General features: G+C 39.7%; 18 protein-coding genes, 1 tRNA gene, 1 other RNA gene and 1 pseudogene. 5 read left to right on the top strand and 16 right to left on the bottom strand.

Annotated features, from left to right (window positions below; translation table 11 throughout):
* Positions 1-34 precede the first annotated feature (34 nt).
* From QM923_RS01110 to QM923_RS01095, 4 genes and pseudogenes are all read right to left on the bottom strand, one after another.
* On the bottom strand, positions 35-721 hold the full coding sequence (locus QM923_RS01110; protein ID WP_414290549.1) for a HEAT repeat domain-containing protein: 687 nt from the start codon (positions 719-721) through the stop codon (positions 35-37).
* Between the two features lie 265 nt (positions 722-986).
* A pseudogene (locus QM923_RS01105) lies at positions 987-2,943 on the bottom strand (fructose-specific PTS transporter subunit EIIC).
* The gene (gene pfkB, locus QM923_RS01100) at positions 2,940-3,851 is read right to left on the bottom strand and encodes a 1-phosphofructokinase (protein WP_006152496.1); all 912 of its coding nucleotides are present in this window, start codon (positions 3,849-3,851) and stop codon (positions 2,940-2,942) included. Before pfkB ends, QM923_RS01105 begins: the two are co-directional and overlap by 4 nt.
* Positions 3,848-4,588, bottom strand: a complete 741-nt coding sequence (locus tag QM923_RS01095; protein ID WP_414290548.1) for a DeoR/GlpR family DNA-binding transcription regulator — start codon at positions 4,586-4,588, stop codon at positions 3,848-3,850. Before QM923_RS01095 ends, pfkB begins: the two co-directional genes overlap by 4 nt.
* A 161-nt stretch (positions 4,589-4,749) precedes the next feature.
* Here QM923_RS01095 and QM923_RS01090 point away from each other — a divergent pair.
* Positions 4,750-4,837: transfer RNA gene (locus QM923_RS01090), tRNA-Ser, on the top strand.
* 78 nt (positions 4,838-4,915) lie between these two features.
* On the opposite strand, the gene QM923_RS01085 is transcribed toward QM923_RS01090, so the two are convergent.
* From QM923_RS01085 to QM923_RS01065, 5 genes are all read right to left on the bottom strand, one after another.
* Positions 4,916-6,250 carry an Nramp family divalent metal transporter gene (locus QM923_RS01085; RefSeq protein ID WP_414290547.1) on the bottom strand — a complete coding sequence of 445 codons (1,335 nt, stop codon included), beginning with the start codon at positions 6,248-6,250 and terminating at the stop codon, positions 4,916-4,918.
* A 408-nt stretch (positions 6,251-6,658) separates the two neighbouring features.
* Positions 6,659-7,006, bottom strand: a transfer-messenger RNA (tmRNA) gene (gene ssrA / locus QM923_RS01080).
* Positions 7,007-7,066: 60 nt separating this feature from the next.
* A complete protein-coding gene (locus QM923_RS01075; RefSeq protein WP_414290546.1) occupies positions 7,067-7,702 on the bottom strand; it encodes an SGNH/GDSL hydrolase family protein in 636 nt (211 codons plus the stop codon).
* Between the two features lies 1 nt (position 7,703).
* On the bottom strand, positions 7,704-8,531 hold the full coding sequence (locus QM923_RS01070) for an HAD family hydrolase (RefSeq protein WP_414290545.1): 828 nt from the start codon (positions 8,529-8,531) through the stop codon (positions 7,704-7,706).
* A 23-nt stretch (positions 8,532-8,554) separates the two neighbouring features.
* A complete protein-coding gene (locus tag QM923_RS01065) occupies positions 8,555-9,871 on the bottom strand; it encodes a CapA family protein (RefSeq protein ID WP_414290544.1) in 1,317 nt (438 codons plus the stop codon).
* Between the two features lie 147 nt (positions 9,872-10,018).
* Between QM923_RS01065 and def the strand changes: the two genes are divergently transcribed.
* Both def and rlmB read left to right on the top strand, forming a co-directional pair.
* Positions 10,019-10,630, top strand: coding sequence for a peptide deformylase (gene def, locus QM923_RS01060; RefSeq protein WP_414290543.1), 612 nt, complete (start codon positions 10,019-10,021; stop codon positions 10,628-10,630).
* Positions 10,631-10,674: 44 nt separating this feature from the next.
* Complete coding sequence (gene rlmB, locus QM923_RS01055; protein ID WP_414290542.1) at positions 10,675-11,403, top strand: 23S rRNA (guanosine(2251)-2'-O)-methyltransferase RlmB; 729 nt, start codon at positions 10,675-10,677, stop codon at positions 11,401-11,403.
* Positions 11,404-11,584: 181 nt separating this feature from the next.
* Here rlmB and trxB read toward each other — a convergent pair whose 3' ends face one another.
* From trxB to QM923_RS01020, 7 genes are all read right to left on the bottom strand, one after another.
* Complete coding sequence (gene trxB / locus QM923_RS01050) at positions 11,585-12,496, bottom strand: thioredoxin-disulfide reductase (protein WP_414290541.1); 912 nt, start codon at positions 12,494-12,496, stop codon at positions 11,585-11,587.
* Positions 12,497-12,561: 65 nt separating this feature from the next.
* Positions 12,562-12,786, bottom strand: coding sequence for a DUF4059 family protein (locus tag QM923_RS01045; protein WP_006152536.1), 225 nt, complete (start codon positions 12,784-12,786; stop codon positions 12,562-12,564).
* A 79-nt stretch (positions 12,787-12,865) separates the two neighbouring features.
* On the bottom strand, positions 12,866-13,609 hold the full coding sequence (locus tag QM923_RS01040; protein ID WP_414290540.1) for an amino acid ABC transporter ATP-binding protein: 744 nt from the start codon (positions 13,607-13,609) through the stop codon (positions 12,866-12,868).
* The gene (locus QM923_RS01035; protein WP_414290539.1) at positions 13,609-14,409 is read right to left on the bottom strand and encodes an amino acid ABC transporter permease; all 801 of its coding nucleotides are present in this window, start codon (positions 14,407-14,409) and stop codon (positions 13,609-13,611) included. The genes QM923_RS01040 and QM923_RS01035 overlap by 1 nt, the downstream gene beginning before the upstream one ends.
* Positions 14,410-14,565: 156 nt before the next feature.
* Positions 14,566-14,922: a Spx/MgsR family RNA polymerase-binding regulatory protein gene (locus QM923_RS01030; protein WP_036757721.1), complete on the bottom strand. Its 357-nt coding sequence runs from the start codon at positions 14,920-14,922 to the stop codon at positions 14,566-14,568.
* 12 nt (positions 14,923-14,934) lie between these two features.
* The gene (locus QM923_RS01025) at positions 14,935-15,447 is read right to left on the bottom strand and encodes a methylated-DNA--[protein]-cysteine S-methyltransferase (RefSeq protein ID WP_414290538.1); all 513 of its coding nucleotides are present in this window, start codon (positions 15,445-15,447) and stop codon (positions 14,935-14,937) included.
* Positions 15,440-15,940 (bottom strand): GNAT family N-acetyltransferase, encoded by a 501-nt coding sequence (locus QM923_RS01020; RefSeq protein WP_414290764.1) that lies wholly within the window; start codon positions 15,938-15,940, stop codon positions 15,440-15,442. The genes QM923_RS01025 and QM923_RS01020 overlap by 8 nt, the downstream gene beginning before the upstream one ends.
* A gap of 133 nt (positions 15,941-16,073) precedes the next feature.
* On the opposite strand from QM923_RS01020, the gene QM923_RS01015 reads away from it, so the two are divergent.
* Both QM923_RS01015 and trhA read left to right on the top strand, forming a co-directional pair.
* Positions 16,074-16,529, top strand: a complete 456-nt coding sequence (locus QM923_RS01015; protein ID WP_414290537.1) for a DUF1836 domain-containing protein — start codon at positions 16,074-16,076, stop codon at positions 16,527-16,529.
* Positions 16,519-17,166 carry a PAQR family membrane homeostasis protein TrhA gene (gene trhA, locus QM923_RS01010; protein ID WP_414290536.1) on the top strand — a complete coding sequence of 216 codons (648 nt, stop codon included), beginning with the start codon at positions 16,519-16,521 and terminating at the stop codon, positions 17,164-17,166. The genes QM923_RS01015 and trhA overlap by 11 nt, the downstream gene beginning before the upstream one ends.
* Positions 17,167-17,181: the final 15 nt, after the last annotated feature.

Here is a 17,181-nt window from a genome sequence, read left to right as displayed (position 1 = left end):
CTATTCTATATGATTTTTCAACAACCTTGTCTCACTACTTCTTCAAAAATCTAATTGCTGATTTTCTTGCCTTTTCAATCTTTTCGATTTCCAACTTCTCTACAGCAGATGTAGGGATCCATTTTTTCCCAAACAATACCTGGGCTGCTTCTATCATCAGAGCGCAAGCCTGCAAGTCCTTTTCTTCTGTAATTGCTTCACCAAACAAATCCTTCATTTTCTCCATCAAGACTTCTTTTTCAACTTTATGAAAAGATAATTGCATCAAACTACTGGCAGAACAGGCACGACAAAGTGCATCTTGGTCAGTCAAGAGATGTTGTCCTAAGATTTCTATCTCACTTATTGAACCAATCCAACCTAGGGCAATGATTAGCTTTCTACGATTAGAAGCTTCTGAACTAGGTAAAAGAGAGATTAGAACAGGAAGTACTTGCTTGCAAGAAGATGCATAAAAATCTCTATGTCTTACTTTGGAAAGGATTTTCGCTAGAAGATATACAATCAAAACGCGCTGACTCTCCGCTTCCTCTTGATCGAGAATTTCCAAAAGATAATCGATCCCCACCTGCCCATGCTGGTCAAAACTCGCTTCAAAATTCAGGTCAGTTCCTTCCTCCCAATCTTTGCAAATGAGCTCAAAATGAAAGGCAAGTTCTGGGCCCCTACCTAAATCAGCTATAAAATGAATTCGTTTAGAATCAGGAAAATTCTCCTCCACCAAGCTGGCATAGACCTCCTGTAACTCTTCTTTTGTAAGACTTTGGCGACCGAATTGTCCCTTTTCTAGCTTGTCGACTCCTTCTTATCTTGAATCATTCATGATACTTATCTCCTCTAAGTTATTGGTAGAACTATAGCGTTCTATCAATTAAATTCTCTAAGATTTACCTCTATTATATCACTTTAAAGACCTGTCTCCCTAACTCCATTATCAAAAAAATGACTGCCCACTTTCGTGTTCAGTCATTTGAATGTATTTGTAATTATTTTTCTAATGGTTTACGAAGGTAACCGTAAACGACACCACTGACGATAGCTCCTACCAAGACAAAGACAAGATAAAGAAGAGCATTTGAAGTAAGGGCGATAACGAAGATTCCTCCGTGAGGAGCCATGAGTTTGATATTTGCAAGACCAACAAGTCCACCTGCTACCGCTGAACCAAGGATGAAGCTTGGGATAGCACGAGCTGGGTCTGCTGCACCGAACGGAATCGCACCTTCAGTAATGAATGACAAGCCCATAACGATGTTCGTCAAACCAGAGTTACGTTCTTCTTTAGTAAATTTATCTTTGAATAGAAGTGTTGCCACAAAGATTGCAAGTGGTGGAACCATTCCTCCAGCCATAACTGCTGCCATGGCTACTGAACCACCTGTTGCCACTGTTGCTGCAAGAGTACCTGTACCAAAGACATAAGCTGCTTTATTGACAGGTCCACCCATATCGACAGCCATCATACCTCCAAGAATGATACCAAGCAAGACAGCTGAACCACCTTCAAGGCCACCAAGGAAGTTGTTCATAGCAGTATTAATTTCTGCCATTGGAATGTTAACAGCTAGCATGACAAATCCTGTCAAGATTGTTCCAAGAAGTGGCAAGAGAAGGATTGATTTAGCACCTTCAAGCGAGCGAGGAACCTTCACGTATTTCTTAACCAAGAGTACCAAAGCACCTGCGATAAATCCACCTACGAGGGCTCCAAGGAAACCTGATGATACTCCTGCAAGAGCTGAAGTTGCTTCGCCACCTTGTGCGTAAGGGATTTTACCAAAGGCATAACCTTCTTTAGCGATAGCACCAGCTACGAAACCTGCTACCAAACCTGGTTTTTCAGCGATTGAGTAAGCAACATATCCTGCAAATACTGGAAGCATCAAACCAAAGGCAGAACCACCAATTTTCATGAACATAGAAGCGAGTTCATGGTAAGAACCAAGATTTCCAAGGCTCTCATTAGGCACACCCAAAGCACCATCAATCAAGAAGGCAAGGGCAATCATGATACCTCCACCGATAACGAATGGCAACATTTGGGATACACCACTCATCAAGTGTTTGTAGAAGGCACCACCTAGACTTTGTTTTTCATTAGATGCTGTTGAAGCTTGCGCTCCATTCGCAGCACGATATACTTCAGCATTACCAGAAAGAGCCAAGTTGATCAACTCTTCTGTCTTACGAATACCATCTGCAACTGGACGATTCACCAATGGTTTACCATCGAAACGATCCATCTCAACTGCTTTATCTGCAGCGATGATAACAGCTTTGGCATTGCGGATATCATCTGCTGTCAATTTGTTGCCAACACCACTTGCACCGTTGGTTTCAACCTTGATACCAACACCCATTTCCGCAGCCACTTTTTGAAGAGCTTCTTGGGCCATGTATGTGTGGGCGATTCCTGTTGTACAAGCTGTAACTGCTACGATAAAGTCACCAGATTCATTTGCAGGAGCTTGAACTGGTTCTTGAGCTTTTTCTGAAGCTTGGTCAAAGAGTTCAATGACTTGATCAGCTGATGTTACTTGACGAAGTTTATCAGCAAATCCGTCTTTCATCAAATATTGTGACAATTCTGCCAAGGCAGCCAAGTGAGTATCATTGGCACCTTCTGGAGCAGCAATCATAAAGAAGAGGTCAGTTGCTTGTCCGTCTAAACTTTGCTAAGTCAACACCCTTGTTTGACTTAGCAAAGAGAACAGTTGCTTCTTTAACTGCAGCATTTTTGCTGTGTGGCATAGCGATACCGTCGCCCAAGCCTGTAGAAGTCAAAGCTTCACGCGCTAAAATTCCTTCTTTAAAGGTTTCAAAATCTGTCACATATCCGTGTTCAACCAAGCTATGAATCATTTCTTCGATAGCTGCTGTTTTTTCAGTTGCTTGCAAATCAAGCAACATGACATCTTTTCTCAATAAATCTTGAATTTTCATCTTTTTTCTACCTCAACTTTTTCATAAGTTTCTTTAATAAATGCTGCAGTTGCTAAATCATCTGAAAATGTAGTTGCTGTTCCACAAGCCACTCCCCATTTGAAGGCTTCTACTGCGTCTTTTGATTTGACAAACTCACCCGTAAATCCAGCAACCATCGAGTCACCAGCACCAACTGAGTTTTTCACGGTTCCTTTAATCGGTTTAGCAAAGTATGCTCCATCTGATGTTACCAGAAGGGCACCATCACCAGCCATAGAGATAATCACGTTTTGAGCACCTTTAGCCAGCAATTCTCGAGCATATTTCTCTATTTCATCAAGGCTTTCAAGCTTGACTCCAAAGATAGCTCCCAGTTCATGATTATTTGGTTTCACCAAAAGTGGTTGATAATCCAAACTATCGATCAAGGTCTGACCTTCAAAGTCACAGACTACTTGTGCGCCTGTCTGACGGGTCAAGGCAATCAAATCCTTATATATGACATTGCCTAAGTTTTTAGCACTTGATCCAGCAAATACTACTGTATCTTCTGCTGTCAGACTTGAAAGAATGGCTTTTAACTCTTCAAGTTGTTCGGGCTCAACATTAGGACCTGTCCCATTGATTTCTGTTTCTTGGTCTGCTTTGATTTTGACATTGATACGCGTATCTTCTGCCACTTGGACAAATTGCGTTTCAATTTGTTCTTCAGCTAAAGTATCTGTGATAAATTTTCCAGTAAAGCCTCCGATGAAACCTGTCGCTGTATTTGGAATATCCAAACGCTTCAAGACACGGCTAACATTGATACCTTTACCACCAGCAAACTTATCATCACTATCCATACGATTGACACTACCAACTTCCACTTTGTCCAAACGGACAATGTAGTCTATAGATGGATTGAGTGTGACTGTATAAATCATACTTCTATTACCTCCGTTTTCTCTTTGATAGCTGACAAGAGCTTGTGACCCTTGCTTGTAATGACAATAGCTCGTTTTATAGGAGCTACCTTAGCAAAACAAGACTGACCAATCTTGGATGAATCTGCTAGAACATATGTCTGTTTAGCATTTTCTAAGATAGCACGCTTGACGGCGCCCTCCTCCATATCTGGAGTTGTAAAGTAACCTTCATCTACACCATTCATTCCAATAAAGGCACGATCAAAGTGCAGTTGGTTAATCTGGTTAAGCGCTACTCCTCCGATACTGGCATCTGTTGTCATCTTGACTCCACCACCGATAATCACCGTAGGGATTTGCTTGTCCACTAATTGAACTGCATGGTGGATGGAATTGGTTACTACTGTAATGTCTTTTCGCTCCAATTCCTTAATGAGAAAGGCTGTCGTACTTCCTGCATCCACAAAGATAACATCTTTTTCTTTGATGAGGGAAGATGCTTTTTGAGCAATCAACTTTTTCTCTTGAAGGTTTTTGACAGATTTCTCTTGAATGGTTTCTTCTTCTTGCAAGGAGTGAGGCAACTCTGCTCCTCCATGCACTCGACGAAGTTTATTTTCAGACTCCAATTCATCTAAATCACGTCTGACCGTTGATTCTGAAGTATCTAACAAACCTACTAATTTCTCAAGTGAGACGATTTTATGCTGTTTCAATTCTTCTAAAATCACCTGTTTTCGTTCACTTTTTAGCACTAGTTTACCTCCTGTTAACGATTACATTTTATATTCTATCATAAAAAAATCCAAAGTCAAGCACTTTTTATCAATTTCTTTCATTTTCTATCACTGACTCCTCAGCTTCAAATAAATTTGCAAGAAAGAAGGCTTTATGGTAGACTAGGTTAGTAAACAATGGAAGATTACTCAAGAGGCTTAAGAGGCCGTGTTGGAAACGCGGTAGGCGTGTTAAAGCGTGCGTGGGTTCGAATCCCATGTCTTCCGTTTATCTTCAAAAAAAGATACCCAGGAAATCTTGGGTATCTTTTTTTATATGTTAGCAATAGAACGAGGATGACCTTTTTAAAAAATATCAAATAACAATTTCACATTGAGAATTGTTAAGATAATGGAAACAATATAACCAAGGATGGTATTCCATTTGGCATTGGTAAATTCGCCCATCAGTGATTTCTTAGAAGTTAGATAAATCAGAGGGAAGATTGAAAATGGAAGAGCGATTGAAAGAAAGACCTGCGAATAGACCAATAACTGATCCAAGGTTTTTTCCTGATGACCAAACACAACCGCTACAATCATGACAGGCAACAAGGCAAAGAGACGAGTTGCCAAACGAATGAACCATTGAGGTAATCTCATATGCAAGAAACCTTCCATAACGATTTGTCCAGTCAAAGTACCCGTAATTGTCGAATTTTGACCACTGGCTAATAAAGCCAAGGCAAACAAGGTTGATAAGGTCGAGCTAGCTATAGCTCCTGCAATGGTAGAATCCTGCAGGGCGTTATACATTTGAGAAAAGGCAGAAATCTCGGATGCATGGCCGAAAAAGAGAGCCGCCCCGAGAATTAATAGAAGGGAGTTAACGATAAAGGCCAAGGACAGTTGAAGATTTGAATCCCAGGTCATAAAGCGCACCGCTTTTCGAACATCATGCTTGTCCTTGTGATTGATTCTCCGAGTTTGAGACAAGGAAGAATGCAAATAGAGGTTATGAGGCATAACCGTCGCACCTACAATCCCCAGAGCTAATGTTAATTGACTTTCATGTCCTGGCAAAGGACTCTCAAATAAGGTCGCATTCGGTAGATAACCCTCAACGATTCCTTGGAAGCTTGGATGTGACAAAGCTACCAGATAGGTAAAAATTGCTAGAATGGTTAAAATCAGTGTTGTCACAATAGCTTCAATCTTCTTAAAGCCAAATTTCATCAAAAGCAATAAGAGAAAGACATCTAGAACCGTCAAAAGGATGGCTATCATAATCGGAATCTTAAAGAGAAGATTGAGAGCAATGGCTGAACCTAGAACTTCTGCCAGGTCTGTCGCCATCAAGGCTAATTCTAAAATCACCCATAGACTATAACGAAGCCATTTAGGTGAATGATGAGCCGTTGCTTGAGCCAGGTCCATCTGGGTTACAATACCAAGCTTTCCTGCCATCTGCTGAAGTTGCATGGCAATGAGAGATGAAATCAAGATAACAAACAAGAGACTATACTTATAGGAAGCACCACCGACTACACTGGTAATCCAGTTTCCTGGATCCATATAACCAACTGCGACAAGAGCACCCGGACCTAAAAAGGCCTTTAAATTTTGCCAGAAATGATTGTTATTTGGAGTATCGATGGACTGATTAATCTCAGAAAGTGACACTTTTTTATGAGAAGACATAGATACTTACCTCTTTCTAAACCTACTTTTTCATTATTTTCTATTAGAGAAAAATAAGATTGACTTTAAACTATTAAAACAATGAAAACTATATGAAAAACATTTAGTTTTTTCATTATTTTTCTTAAGGCACCTTAATATTTTTCTTAAGGCACCTTAATTATAACACAAAAAATGAAAACTATATGAAAAACATTTAGTTTTTTCATTATTTTTCTTAAGGCACCTTAATTATAACAGAAAATATGATAAAAACTTAAGAAAATTCAGGACTTGATTTGATATTTAGGATACGACGGAATGTTGTATCCTTTTTGTAAAAAAGAATACCAAGGAATACCAAAGAATAAAATAAAAAACGTTGTAAAAACAACGTTTTAGAAAGGAATGCAAAAGAATGCAAAAGAATAATGGAGCCGGTGGGAGTCGAACCCACGTCCAAACACCTGCTAACATATTTGTCTACAACCATAGGTTATGTATTATTTTAACAGCATCTCGACACATAACTCAAGCCTAGAAACTGCGAGTCTATCAATCTCTTATCAAACTGCTAGACAAAGTTTGATCGTATCTCGCTAAAATTAAGACCTGTCATCAGACACGAGCAATCCGAATCGGGTCACGCCTGCTGGTTTTTAGGCAGCTAGAGCGTAAGAAGTGTTATTTTTTGCAGTTATATTTAACTGAGCGTTTACGTCGCCACACGAGTCGCAAAATATGCCTCATAATGCCTGTCGAATCCGTAACGACCCCAAAGACTATAAAGATATTATACCTTATCTAGGTTAAAAAAGCAAAAATGCAAGTAGATGTCTAGAAAAGTCTAGTTTTCAAGGTTTCTGATAGAGCCTGATAGCCAGAAACGCTAAGGTGAAGCCCATCTGTTGTATAGTCTGATTTGAGTTGCCCTTCCTGATCGAGTAGCTCTTCAAAAACAGACACATATTCTACCTGCATGTATGCAAAAGCTAACTCTTGATAAGCTTGGTTCCAGGCCTTGATTTTCTCATTTGTACGAATATAAACTGTTTGTTTGTATTCTTCCCCTTGATGAACTGGCAGAATAGAAACTAGCTTAATCTTTGACAGCGGATAGTCACGAGAAATACTTTGAATCACACTTTCAAGATTGGTTAGTGCTTGACTCATTGGAACATCTTTCCCGATGTCATTGGTCCCAATCAAAAGCACGATTTGATCTACTGCATCACCATAGAGGTGGGCATCAAGGTTATCTAGTAAAAGTCCGGTCTGATAGCCTCGTATACCTCGGTTCACAATGGTCTTTGTTGTCCCTAGCAATTCCTGCAAGGGATAATACTCTATAATAGAATCACCGATAAAAATGATATTAGGTTCAATTACTGAAATCTGATTGAGTTCACGATACTTGGTTTGGATTTTCTCTTGCTCTTTTAAGAGCCAGTTTTCTAATAGTTGTACTGCCAAGTTATTCTCCTCTTTCTAGCCAGTTTTCTAAAACTTGGTAAACACCCGCCTGACTGTTGGCTGGTGCTACTTTTGTCGCAACCCTCTTAACAGTCTCTTCTGCATTTTCCATGGCGTATGAAATTCCTGCCAACTCTAACATTTCAATGTCATTTTCACTATCACCAAAAGCCATGATTTGTTCAGGTTTTAAGTTCCAACGTTTGAGCAATTCCTCTAGGCCCCATGCCTTATGAATGCCATCCTGTAAGATATCAATACAGCCGTAGCCACTAGAAACAGCTCGCACATGACCATCAAACAAATCATTAATTTCCTGTAAAACTGCATCTAATCGTTCTTCACCAACAACCATACTCATCTTGAGAACTCCTCCAAAAAGGCTAGAGTCAAATTCATCAACAAAGTGCATACGTTGATAGAGCTTTTCGATCATCTCCGGAGTCATAAATTTATCTAGTTCTGTAAAAACAGTGCCTTCCTTAACAAAGCCACCATTCATTCCAGTTACAACAAACTGATCCTGGCATTCTCTACCTTTAAAATGAGCTAAAGCCCTATCAACTATGGCATCATCCCAAGTTTGTGCTTGAATCAATTCATTGTTCTCGAATATCCGAGCACCGTTAGCAACTACGAGAACCACTCTTTCTGCTAGATGTCCCAGTAATTGTCGCATACGATGAACTTCATTTCCCGTTGCAATGACAAAACGAATATCACATTGGTCCAGCTTGTCCAAAATTTTTTCTAGACGAGGTAGATCCAGTTGTCCCTTGGGGTCCAACAAGGTTCCATCCATATCCGTCGCAATTACTCTAATGTCCATCTTTTTCTTCTCGCTCTCCTTTGCTACCATTTCAAACCTACATGCTCATTCATTTCTTTGTAGGCTGTATCAATCCGTTCCTTAGTTGCTTCATCTAACTGGCTACGATATTTCCCACCCTCAATGAAATCATCTAAGATATAGGTCTGGTATAGATAGAGTGGATAACCTTCTGGAGAATAAGTTCCTTTTGGTGTCCTATTAACCCAGCTAGGATGAGCTTGAGCAGTCTCAATCGTAGTCTTTCCTGCTTTTTTCTTAATGGTTACATCCATGAGAACGCCACGTTCTGTCCATTTGGCATTTTCCTCATCCTGCATGGTTTCAATACGCTGATTCGATAGGAAATTCCCCATAGAGTAGATAATAAGTTTCTTATCCCCGTCTTTTTCAACTGTCTCAGCTGGTTCAACAACGTGAGGGTGTCCACCGAAGATAATATCAGCCCCCCAATCGATCATTTTATGGTAGAGTTCCTTTTGCTCTTCAGTTGGTTCCAATTGATACTCAATTCCCATCTGAGGCATAACAACCGTTATATCTGCTTCTTTTTCAGCTCGTTCAATTTCTGCCTTCATTTTTTCTTCGTTGAGGTCAGAAAGATGATTGTCATAGTCTTCTTTAGAAATGTTTTCTTCAATACCGTTAAAACCATAAGAATAAGCTAGAAGAGCAACTTTTATGCCCTTGACTTCCTTGATGACGATAGGCGCTTTATCTCTTGGTTCGTGGGTGTAAACTCCGATTGGAGTCATTCCAGCTTTTTCGATAGCATCTGCAGTTGAAAAAACTCCCTCAATCTGAGAATCTAAGATATGATTGTGAGCCAAGTCTAACACTTGGTAACCAGCATCCTTTATAGCATCCATGACTTCTCCTGGTGCATTAAATAAAGGATATCCTCCTAAGTAGTGATCCTTGTTTACAGTTCCTTCAAAGTCACCAATGACTAGGTCTGCTTGTTTGAGCCAAGGTTTTACATACTCAAAGTTTTCATGAAAATCATAAGCCCCATCTTCTTTTAGGGCAGTTCGATAAATCGGAATATGATAGAGGAGATCACCATTTGCCATGATGCGCACACTCGTTTCTTCTTCCGTTACGGAATTCTTACCTTTAGATTCTGAATTCTGATTCACTGCAGGTGCATTCCTATTCCACAATGGAACTCCCTTAATTCCTTGAGCTAATAAAGTCAAAGCCATCGAGAAAGCAACAACAATCAATAACACAACAACAAAGGTTTTATTACTCCACTGTCGATAGTTTTTGAAAAATTGGATAGACTCTCTGACAACTGGTAATCCTGATTGCTTTTTTCTTCTACTACGTTTTTCCATATCTTTTCTCCTTGCTTTTTGATGCAAGTCTCCTTACCTTATTATACCACAGACAAATAGCTATTTCCCTTTATTAGCAACTTCTGTGACTTTCTTTCTCAACTATTTTGTGTTATCATGGAATTGTAATGGAAGGAAGGAGAGAACATGTCTGCTATAGAACGTATTACAAAAGCTTCACATTTAATCGATATGAAAGATATTATCCGCGAGGGCAATCCAACCCTACGTGCAGTTGCCGAGGAAGTCACTTTCCCATTGAGTGATCAAGATATCATTCTTGGTGAGAAAATGATGCAATTTTTGAAACATTCACAAGACCCAGTTATGGCTGAAAAGTTAGGTCTACGTGGAGGAGTCGGACTTGCTGCACCACAATTAGATATCTCAAAACGCATCATTGCTGTTTTAGTTCCTAATATCACCGAGGAAGGTGAAACACATCAAGAAGCCTATGACTTACAAGCTGTTATGTACAATCCTAAGATTGTCTCACACTCAGTCCAAGACGCTGCTCTAGGAGAGGGAGAAGGTTGCCTATCAGTCGATCGTGCTGTCCCAGGTTATGTTATCCGCCATGCTCGAGTAACTGTCGACTACTTTGACAAAGATGGCGAAAAGCATCGCATCAAGCTAAAAGGCTACAACTCCATCGTTGTACAACATGAAATCGACCACTTAAATGGTATTATGTTTTATGATCGTATCAATGAAAAGGATCCTTTCGCAGTCAAAGAAGGTTTACTCATTCTGGAATAAAGAAAATCCCGTTGAAAGACGGGGTTTTATGTTATAATAGAGCCATGAAAACAAATGATATTGTCTATGGCGTTCATGCCGTTACCGAAGCACTGTTAGCAAATACTGGAAACAAACTCTATCTCCAGGATGATTTACGAGGTAAGAATGTAGAAAAAGTCAAGGAACTGGCAACTGAAAAGAAAGTATCCATCTCTTGGACTTCAAAAAAATCACTTTCCGAGATGACTGAAGGAGCTGTCCACCAAGGCTTCGTTTTACGTGTTTCTGAATTTGCCTATACTGAACTTGAGCAGATTCTTGCTCAGACTCGTCAAGAAGAAAACCCACTAGTATTGATCCTCGATGGACTAACCGACCCTCATAACTTAGGTTCTATCCTAAGAACAGCCGATGCAACCAATGTTTCAGGTGTTATTATTCCCAAGCATCGAGCTGTTGGTGTGACACCCGTAGTTGCAAAAACAGCAACGGGTGCCATCGAGCACGTACCCATTGCTCGCGTTACCAATCTCAGCCAAACTTTGGATAAACTTAAAGAAGAAGGCTTTTGGACCTTTGGAACTGATATGAATGGAACTCCTTGCCATAAATGGAACACCAGTGGAAAGGTCGCCCTCATTATCGGAAATGAAGGAAAAGGTATCTCAAGTAACATCAAAAAACAAGTGGATGAGATGATCACTATTCCAATGAATGGACATGTACAGAGTCTCAATGCAAGCGTTGCTGCTGCTATTCTTATGTACGAAGCCTTCCGCAATCGATTCTAATAAAAAGTGAGGTTGGGACAAAAGATCCCGACCTCACTTTTTATTAGCAATCAAACTTTGACGCGGTAGCTGATTGAACTTTTGGTTCGTCTTTTAGACTCCAAAAAGTTCCTAATCATCCTCGCGGGGCTTGGACTACGAAATCGAGACTTTGTCTACCGATTTCTGTCCCACCGCCTTTTTAACTATGTTCAGTAATATATTTATAGGCTTCTTGACCTGCAATAGCACCATCTCCAACTGCTGTTGTAACTTGGCGAAGGTCTTTCTGACGAACATCTCCAACTGCAAAGACACCTGCAACACTTGTCTTCATGTGGTCATCTGTCACAATCCAACCTGACTCATCTTGGATTTGTAAATCTTTTGTAAAATCGCTAACTGGATCTAAACCAACATAGATGAAGACACCACCAAAGGCATGTTCAGTCACTTGATTTGTTTTAACATTTTCAATGACAACTGACTCCACACGGTTTTCACCCTTGATTTCTTTGACAACAGAATCCCAAATGAAGTTGATTTTTTCATTGGCAAAGGCGCGGTCTTGCAAGACTTTTTGAGCACGAAGCTCATTACGACGGTGAACGATGGTTACAGATTTGGCGAACTGTGTTAAGAAGATTGCTTCTTCAACAGCCGAATCTCCACCACCTACAACCAACAAATCTTGGTCACGGAAAAAGGCACCATCACAAACCGCACAGTAAGAAACACCTCGACTGTTGAGTTCTTCTTCACCTGGAACGCCTAAGAGTCGGTGCTTAGAACCAGTCGCCACAATAACTGTGCGAGTTCCAAATTCTTCATCGTCTGTGATTACTTTCTTAACATCACCATGGTCCTCAATATTTTTTACAAAGCCATAGAGATGTTCAACACCTAGATTTTCAAGAGGTTCAAACATCTTTTCTGCTAACTCAGGTCCACTAATGTTAGCATAACCTGGATAGTTTTCAATGTCAGAAGTGTTGTTCATCTGACCACCAGGAAGGCCACCTTCAATCAAAGCTACTTTGAGATTGCTGCGAGCTGCATACAAGGCTGCAGTCATCCCAGCAGGACCTGCACCAATAATAATCGTATCGTACATTCTATTTCCTTCTTTCTTGTTGTAACTATTCTTATTCTAACGGATAAAATCCTATTTGACAACTATTACGCCTTGAGAACCAACAAGATGCTCATGGTTGCAAAAGACAATACTGGAATTGTTAGAACTCCAATCATAATCATATCATAGAGGTGAGCCTGACGCTCCTTGGCAGTTTTATCCACACCTGATAGAGCTCTTAAACCAATCCAAATCCCTAAGACAACCAAGACTAGTAAAATCGTCAAAACCAAACTCTCTAAATACAAAGCAAATAGCTGAACTAGCATGCTCTCTCTCATTTCTATTATTTTTAAAGAGCAAACCCAGTTAGCTTAGCCAACTGAGTTTTTCTTATCTTCTATTATATCAAATATAGGTCCGTTTGTAACTAGCAAAGAACTCTTTTGTTCGTTCTTCTTTAGGATGGTTAATAATCTCATCCGGTGTTCCAGATTCAATAATCTTTCCTTTATCCAAGAATAAAACCTTATCCGCAACTTGAGCAACAAATGACATATCGTGACTAACCAAAACCATGGTTTGACCTGACCTGGCAGCGTCTGCGATTGATTTCTCAACCTCACCCACCAATTCAGGATCAAGAGCTGAGGTTGGTTCATCCAAAAGCAAAACGTCCGGTTTCATGGCTAGGGCACGCGCTATAGCGACCCGTTGTTTTTGTCCCCCTGATAGGTGACGAGGATAATGCTGTTCACGATCAGAAAGCCCAACCTTAGCCAGCTCTTCCTTAGCAATTTCAGTCGCTTCCTCGTCCGATAGTTTTTTAACTACCACCAAGCCTTCTTTAACATTTTCTAGCGCTGTTCTACGCTCAAATAAATTAAACTGTTGGAAAACCATGGATAGTTTGCGACGAAGAGTTAGAATTTCTTCTTGCGTAATTTGAGAAAAATCAACTTTGAAATCATCAATCTGAATACTTCCACTATCAGGAGTTTCTAGATAGTTTAGGCTACGGAGAAAAGTTGATTTCCCAGCCCCTGACGAACCAATCAAGGCAACAACTTCTCCTTTTTGAATATCTAAGTTCAGATGATCCAAAACGGTTTGACCTGAAAAGGATTTGCTTAAATTTGAAATCTTAATCATTAGCGAAGCTCTCCTTTCACATCTGTCTCAATATTATCTGGTGCTGTAATAGCCATTTTTCTTTCAATGAAACGGCCAATATTTTCAATAACGATATTTACCACCCAATAGACGAGAGCTACTGAGATGAAACGTTCAAAGTAACGATAGTCTGCACCACCCAAAATCTGAGCTTGGGCAAAGACTTCTACAACACCTGCACTGAAGGCTAGGGAAGTCCCCTTGGTCAAGCCAATCAAGGAGTTAATCAAGGTTGGTGTTGCAACTACTGCTGCATTGGGAATAATCACACGACGATAAACTTGCGCACGTGTCATACCAAGACTACGAGCAGCTTCAATTTCACCTGGATTTACAGAAAGAATTGCCGCACGAAGAGTTTCGCTGGCATAGGCCGCCTCGTTAAAAGCAAAAGCCACAATCGCAAATGTTGCTGCTGGAATCGCATTAATGTTCAGAGAAGTTCCCCATTGTTGATTCAAGGCTTTCAAAGCTAATGGAATTCCATAATAAGTCAACATCAGTTGAACTAAAATTGGAGTTCCTTTTAGGAAACTAACAAAAAAGGCTTGTAATGGGTAAATAAATCTAACTCGGTTGATTTTAACGATAGCAAAGACTAGGGCTAGCATGATACCAAAAAAGGCACCAAATACCGTTAACATCAATGTTGTAGGTAATTGCTGTACAATTCTTGGAATCCCATCAAAGACAGAACGCAAACTAAAAAGTTTGCCATCTGGAATATATTGCATCAAATTTTGATACCAATCAGATGCTAAAATCGTTGTAACATTCATAGAAACATCCTCTCAAGATAATGATTCATTCTATCATACTTATGCTCTAATTAAAAATATTTGCTACGAGCATATCAGACTTCATCTACCTTCTAGTGTATCATACTTTAAAAGTGGGAGGTTATATATTTTATCTATCAATGAGATAGAAAAAAACTAATTCAAATCCAAGTTATTGTATGTTTTACGATAGCCAATTTGTTTTACAAGACCATTTTCAACAAGTATTGGACGTTTTAACAGCATACCATCACTAGCCAAGAGTTTGGCTGCTTCTTTGTTTGACAATGTTCCAACCTTATCTTTCAATCCGAGTTCACGATATTTGATTCCACTAGTATTGAAAAATTGCTTCAATTCAAATCCCGAAGTTTCGAGCCAGTTTAAAATGACCTTTTCACTCGGAGTCTCTTCAACGATATGAACATCTTTATATTCTAGTCCAAGTTGATCTAATTCTTTCTTAGCTTTTTTACAAGTTGTACATTTTGGATATTCGATAAATTCTAACATTTTCTTCTCTTTCTATTTTTTATTTTCTTGATAACTTGCACCTTCATGCCTCAAGAGCCAAGCCTTCTTTTCAAGCCCCCAAGCATATCCTGTCAGACGTCCTCCAGCACCTAACACACGGTGACAGGGTACAAGGATAGACCAGGGATTGCGACCTACTGCTCCTCCGATTGCTTGAGCAGAAGGCACCTGCAAGTCCTTAGCTATTTGCCCATAAGTAACTGTCTGACCAAGAGGAATTCCTCGCAAGTAGTTCCAGACTCTTTTTTCAAAGTCACTACCGACAGGAGCTAAAGGTAATCCAGATAAGTCTTGATCTTGCCCCTTAAAATAAGTCTCTAAATAGGAAGTAATTTGATTTAAAATGGGATGACTCTCAACAACAGTTGCATCATTTTCAGATAATCCCTTCTCAAAATCGCTCTCTTCTTCAATCCATATCCCAAACAAATAGTGGTCATCTGCTACCAGAGATAGGGGGCCAATCGGTGACTTGTATAGCATTTTTACATACTTCTTAGACATTTGATTTTAATTTTTGATAGGCCAAGCGTTCCCCGTCTACTGGAACTTTACCAACCTGTTTGAAGCCAAGTTTTTCAAAGATATGCTGCATGGCTATGTTTTTAGCGTGCGTATCTGAACGAAAATCTAGGTAATCGAAGCCTTCAATCAAACCTTCTAAAAAGGTCTGAGCAACACCTTGACCTTGCACATCTCTAGCAACAGCAATACGGTGAAATACTAAGTATTCTGCTTCATTTCCCTCCCAGTTACCATCATAAATTGCTTCATAAGCTTTTTCGGGGCTCTTAGTCACTGCTGCATAGGCTAAGAGATCACCTTCGTCTAGGGCTACATAAGCTTGACCAGAGATGATATCTTCAATAATGGTATCTGCATCTGGGTAGCCGTTTTGCCACTGAGTGCTACCAGCTTCTGCCAAACATTTCTTGGCTCCCTCAATCACTTGCATAATTGCATCAACTTCGTTTGGAAAGGCTAAGCGAATCTCCATCATTTATCCTCTTTTCATACTATTTCTCTCATCATAGCATAAATTATTTCTTTCTACAAGCACTTGAAACTTGACTTATTATTTCTAATATTTTATAATCTAGTTATTAAAACTAGATAAAAAGGAGTTGAAAATGAATCCCACTTTTTCCTATCCAAAATGGGAAGAAATTCCAAGTATCAATCTCTATCTGGACCAGGTTCTGCTTTATGTCAATCAAATCTGTCCTCCTGCCTCTCCTGACAAGGAGAAAGGTTTGACAGCATCCATGGTGAACAACTATGTCAAACACGGTTATATCAGTAAACCTGAAAAGAAAAAATACCAACGCAAACAAATCGCACGATTGATTGCTATTACCACTCTCAAGTCTGTTTTTTCTATCCAAGAAATTGCTCAAACCCTTAATACCCTACACACAGACACTAATTCAGAAGAACTTTACAATGCTTTTGTGGACTATATGAATGAAGATATTGATCCAGCTAATCCCATTATCCAGGCAAGCTGCCAAACGGTCAAACTCTATCATCAAACACTTGCATTAGTCTATACAGAAACCGAAGAGGAGGAAACAAATGAATACTAGTTTCAAACTTAGTAAACGACTTAGTTTGGGAGAAGAAATTGCCAACAGTGTCACCCATGCTGTAGGAGCATTTATCATGCTGATTTTGCTCCCTATCTCATCGACTTATAGTTATGAAGCTCATGGATTTTTATCGTCTGTCGGTGTGTCCATCTTCGTCATCAGCCTCTTTCTCATGTTCCTTTCATCGACTATTTATCATTCTATGGCTTATGGTTCCACTCATAAGTACGTGCTTCGTATCATCGACCATTCTATGATTTATGTTGCCATTGCAGGTTCTTATACACCAGTGGTTTTAACCCTGATGAATAACTGGTTTGGTTATCTGATTATCGCCATTCAGTGGGGAACAACTATTTTCGGTATTCTTTATAAAATCTTTGCCAAGAAGGTCAATGAAAAATTCAGTCTCATCCTTTACCTCATCATGGGATGGCTTGTATTGGCTATCTTACCAGCAATCATCAGTCAGACAAGTCCAATGTTTTGGAGTCTTATGGTATCAGGTGGCCTTTGCTATACAGTTGGCGCTGGATTCTACGCTAAAAAGAAACCATACTTCCATATGATTTGGCATCTCTTTATCCTAGCAGCCTCTGCTCTCCAATATATTGCTATTGTTTATTACATGTAAAAAAGAAGGTGGGAA

The sequence above is a fragment of the Streptococcus infantis genome, from assembly GCF_047463275.1.
GTDB classification, from domain to species: Bacteria; Bacillota; Bacilli; order Lactobacillales; family Streptococcaceae; genus Streptococcus; species Streptococcus infantis_AF.
Note: the sequence above shows the minus strand (reverse complement) of the source record. Positions and strands in the feature narration are given on the sequence as shown.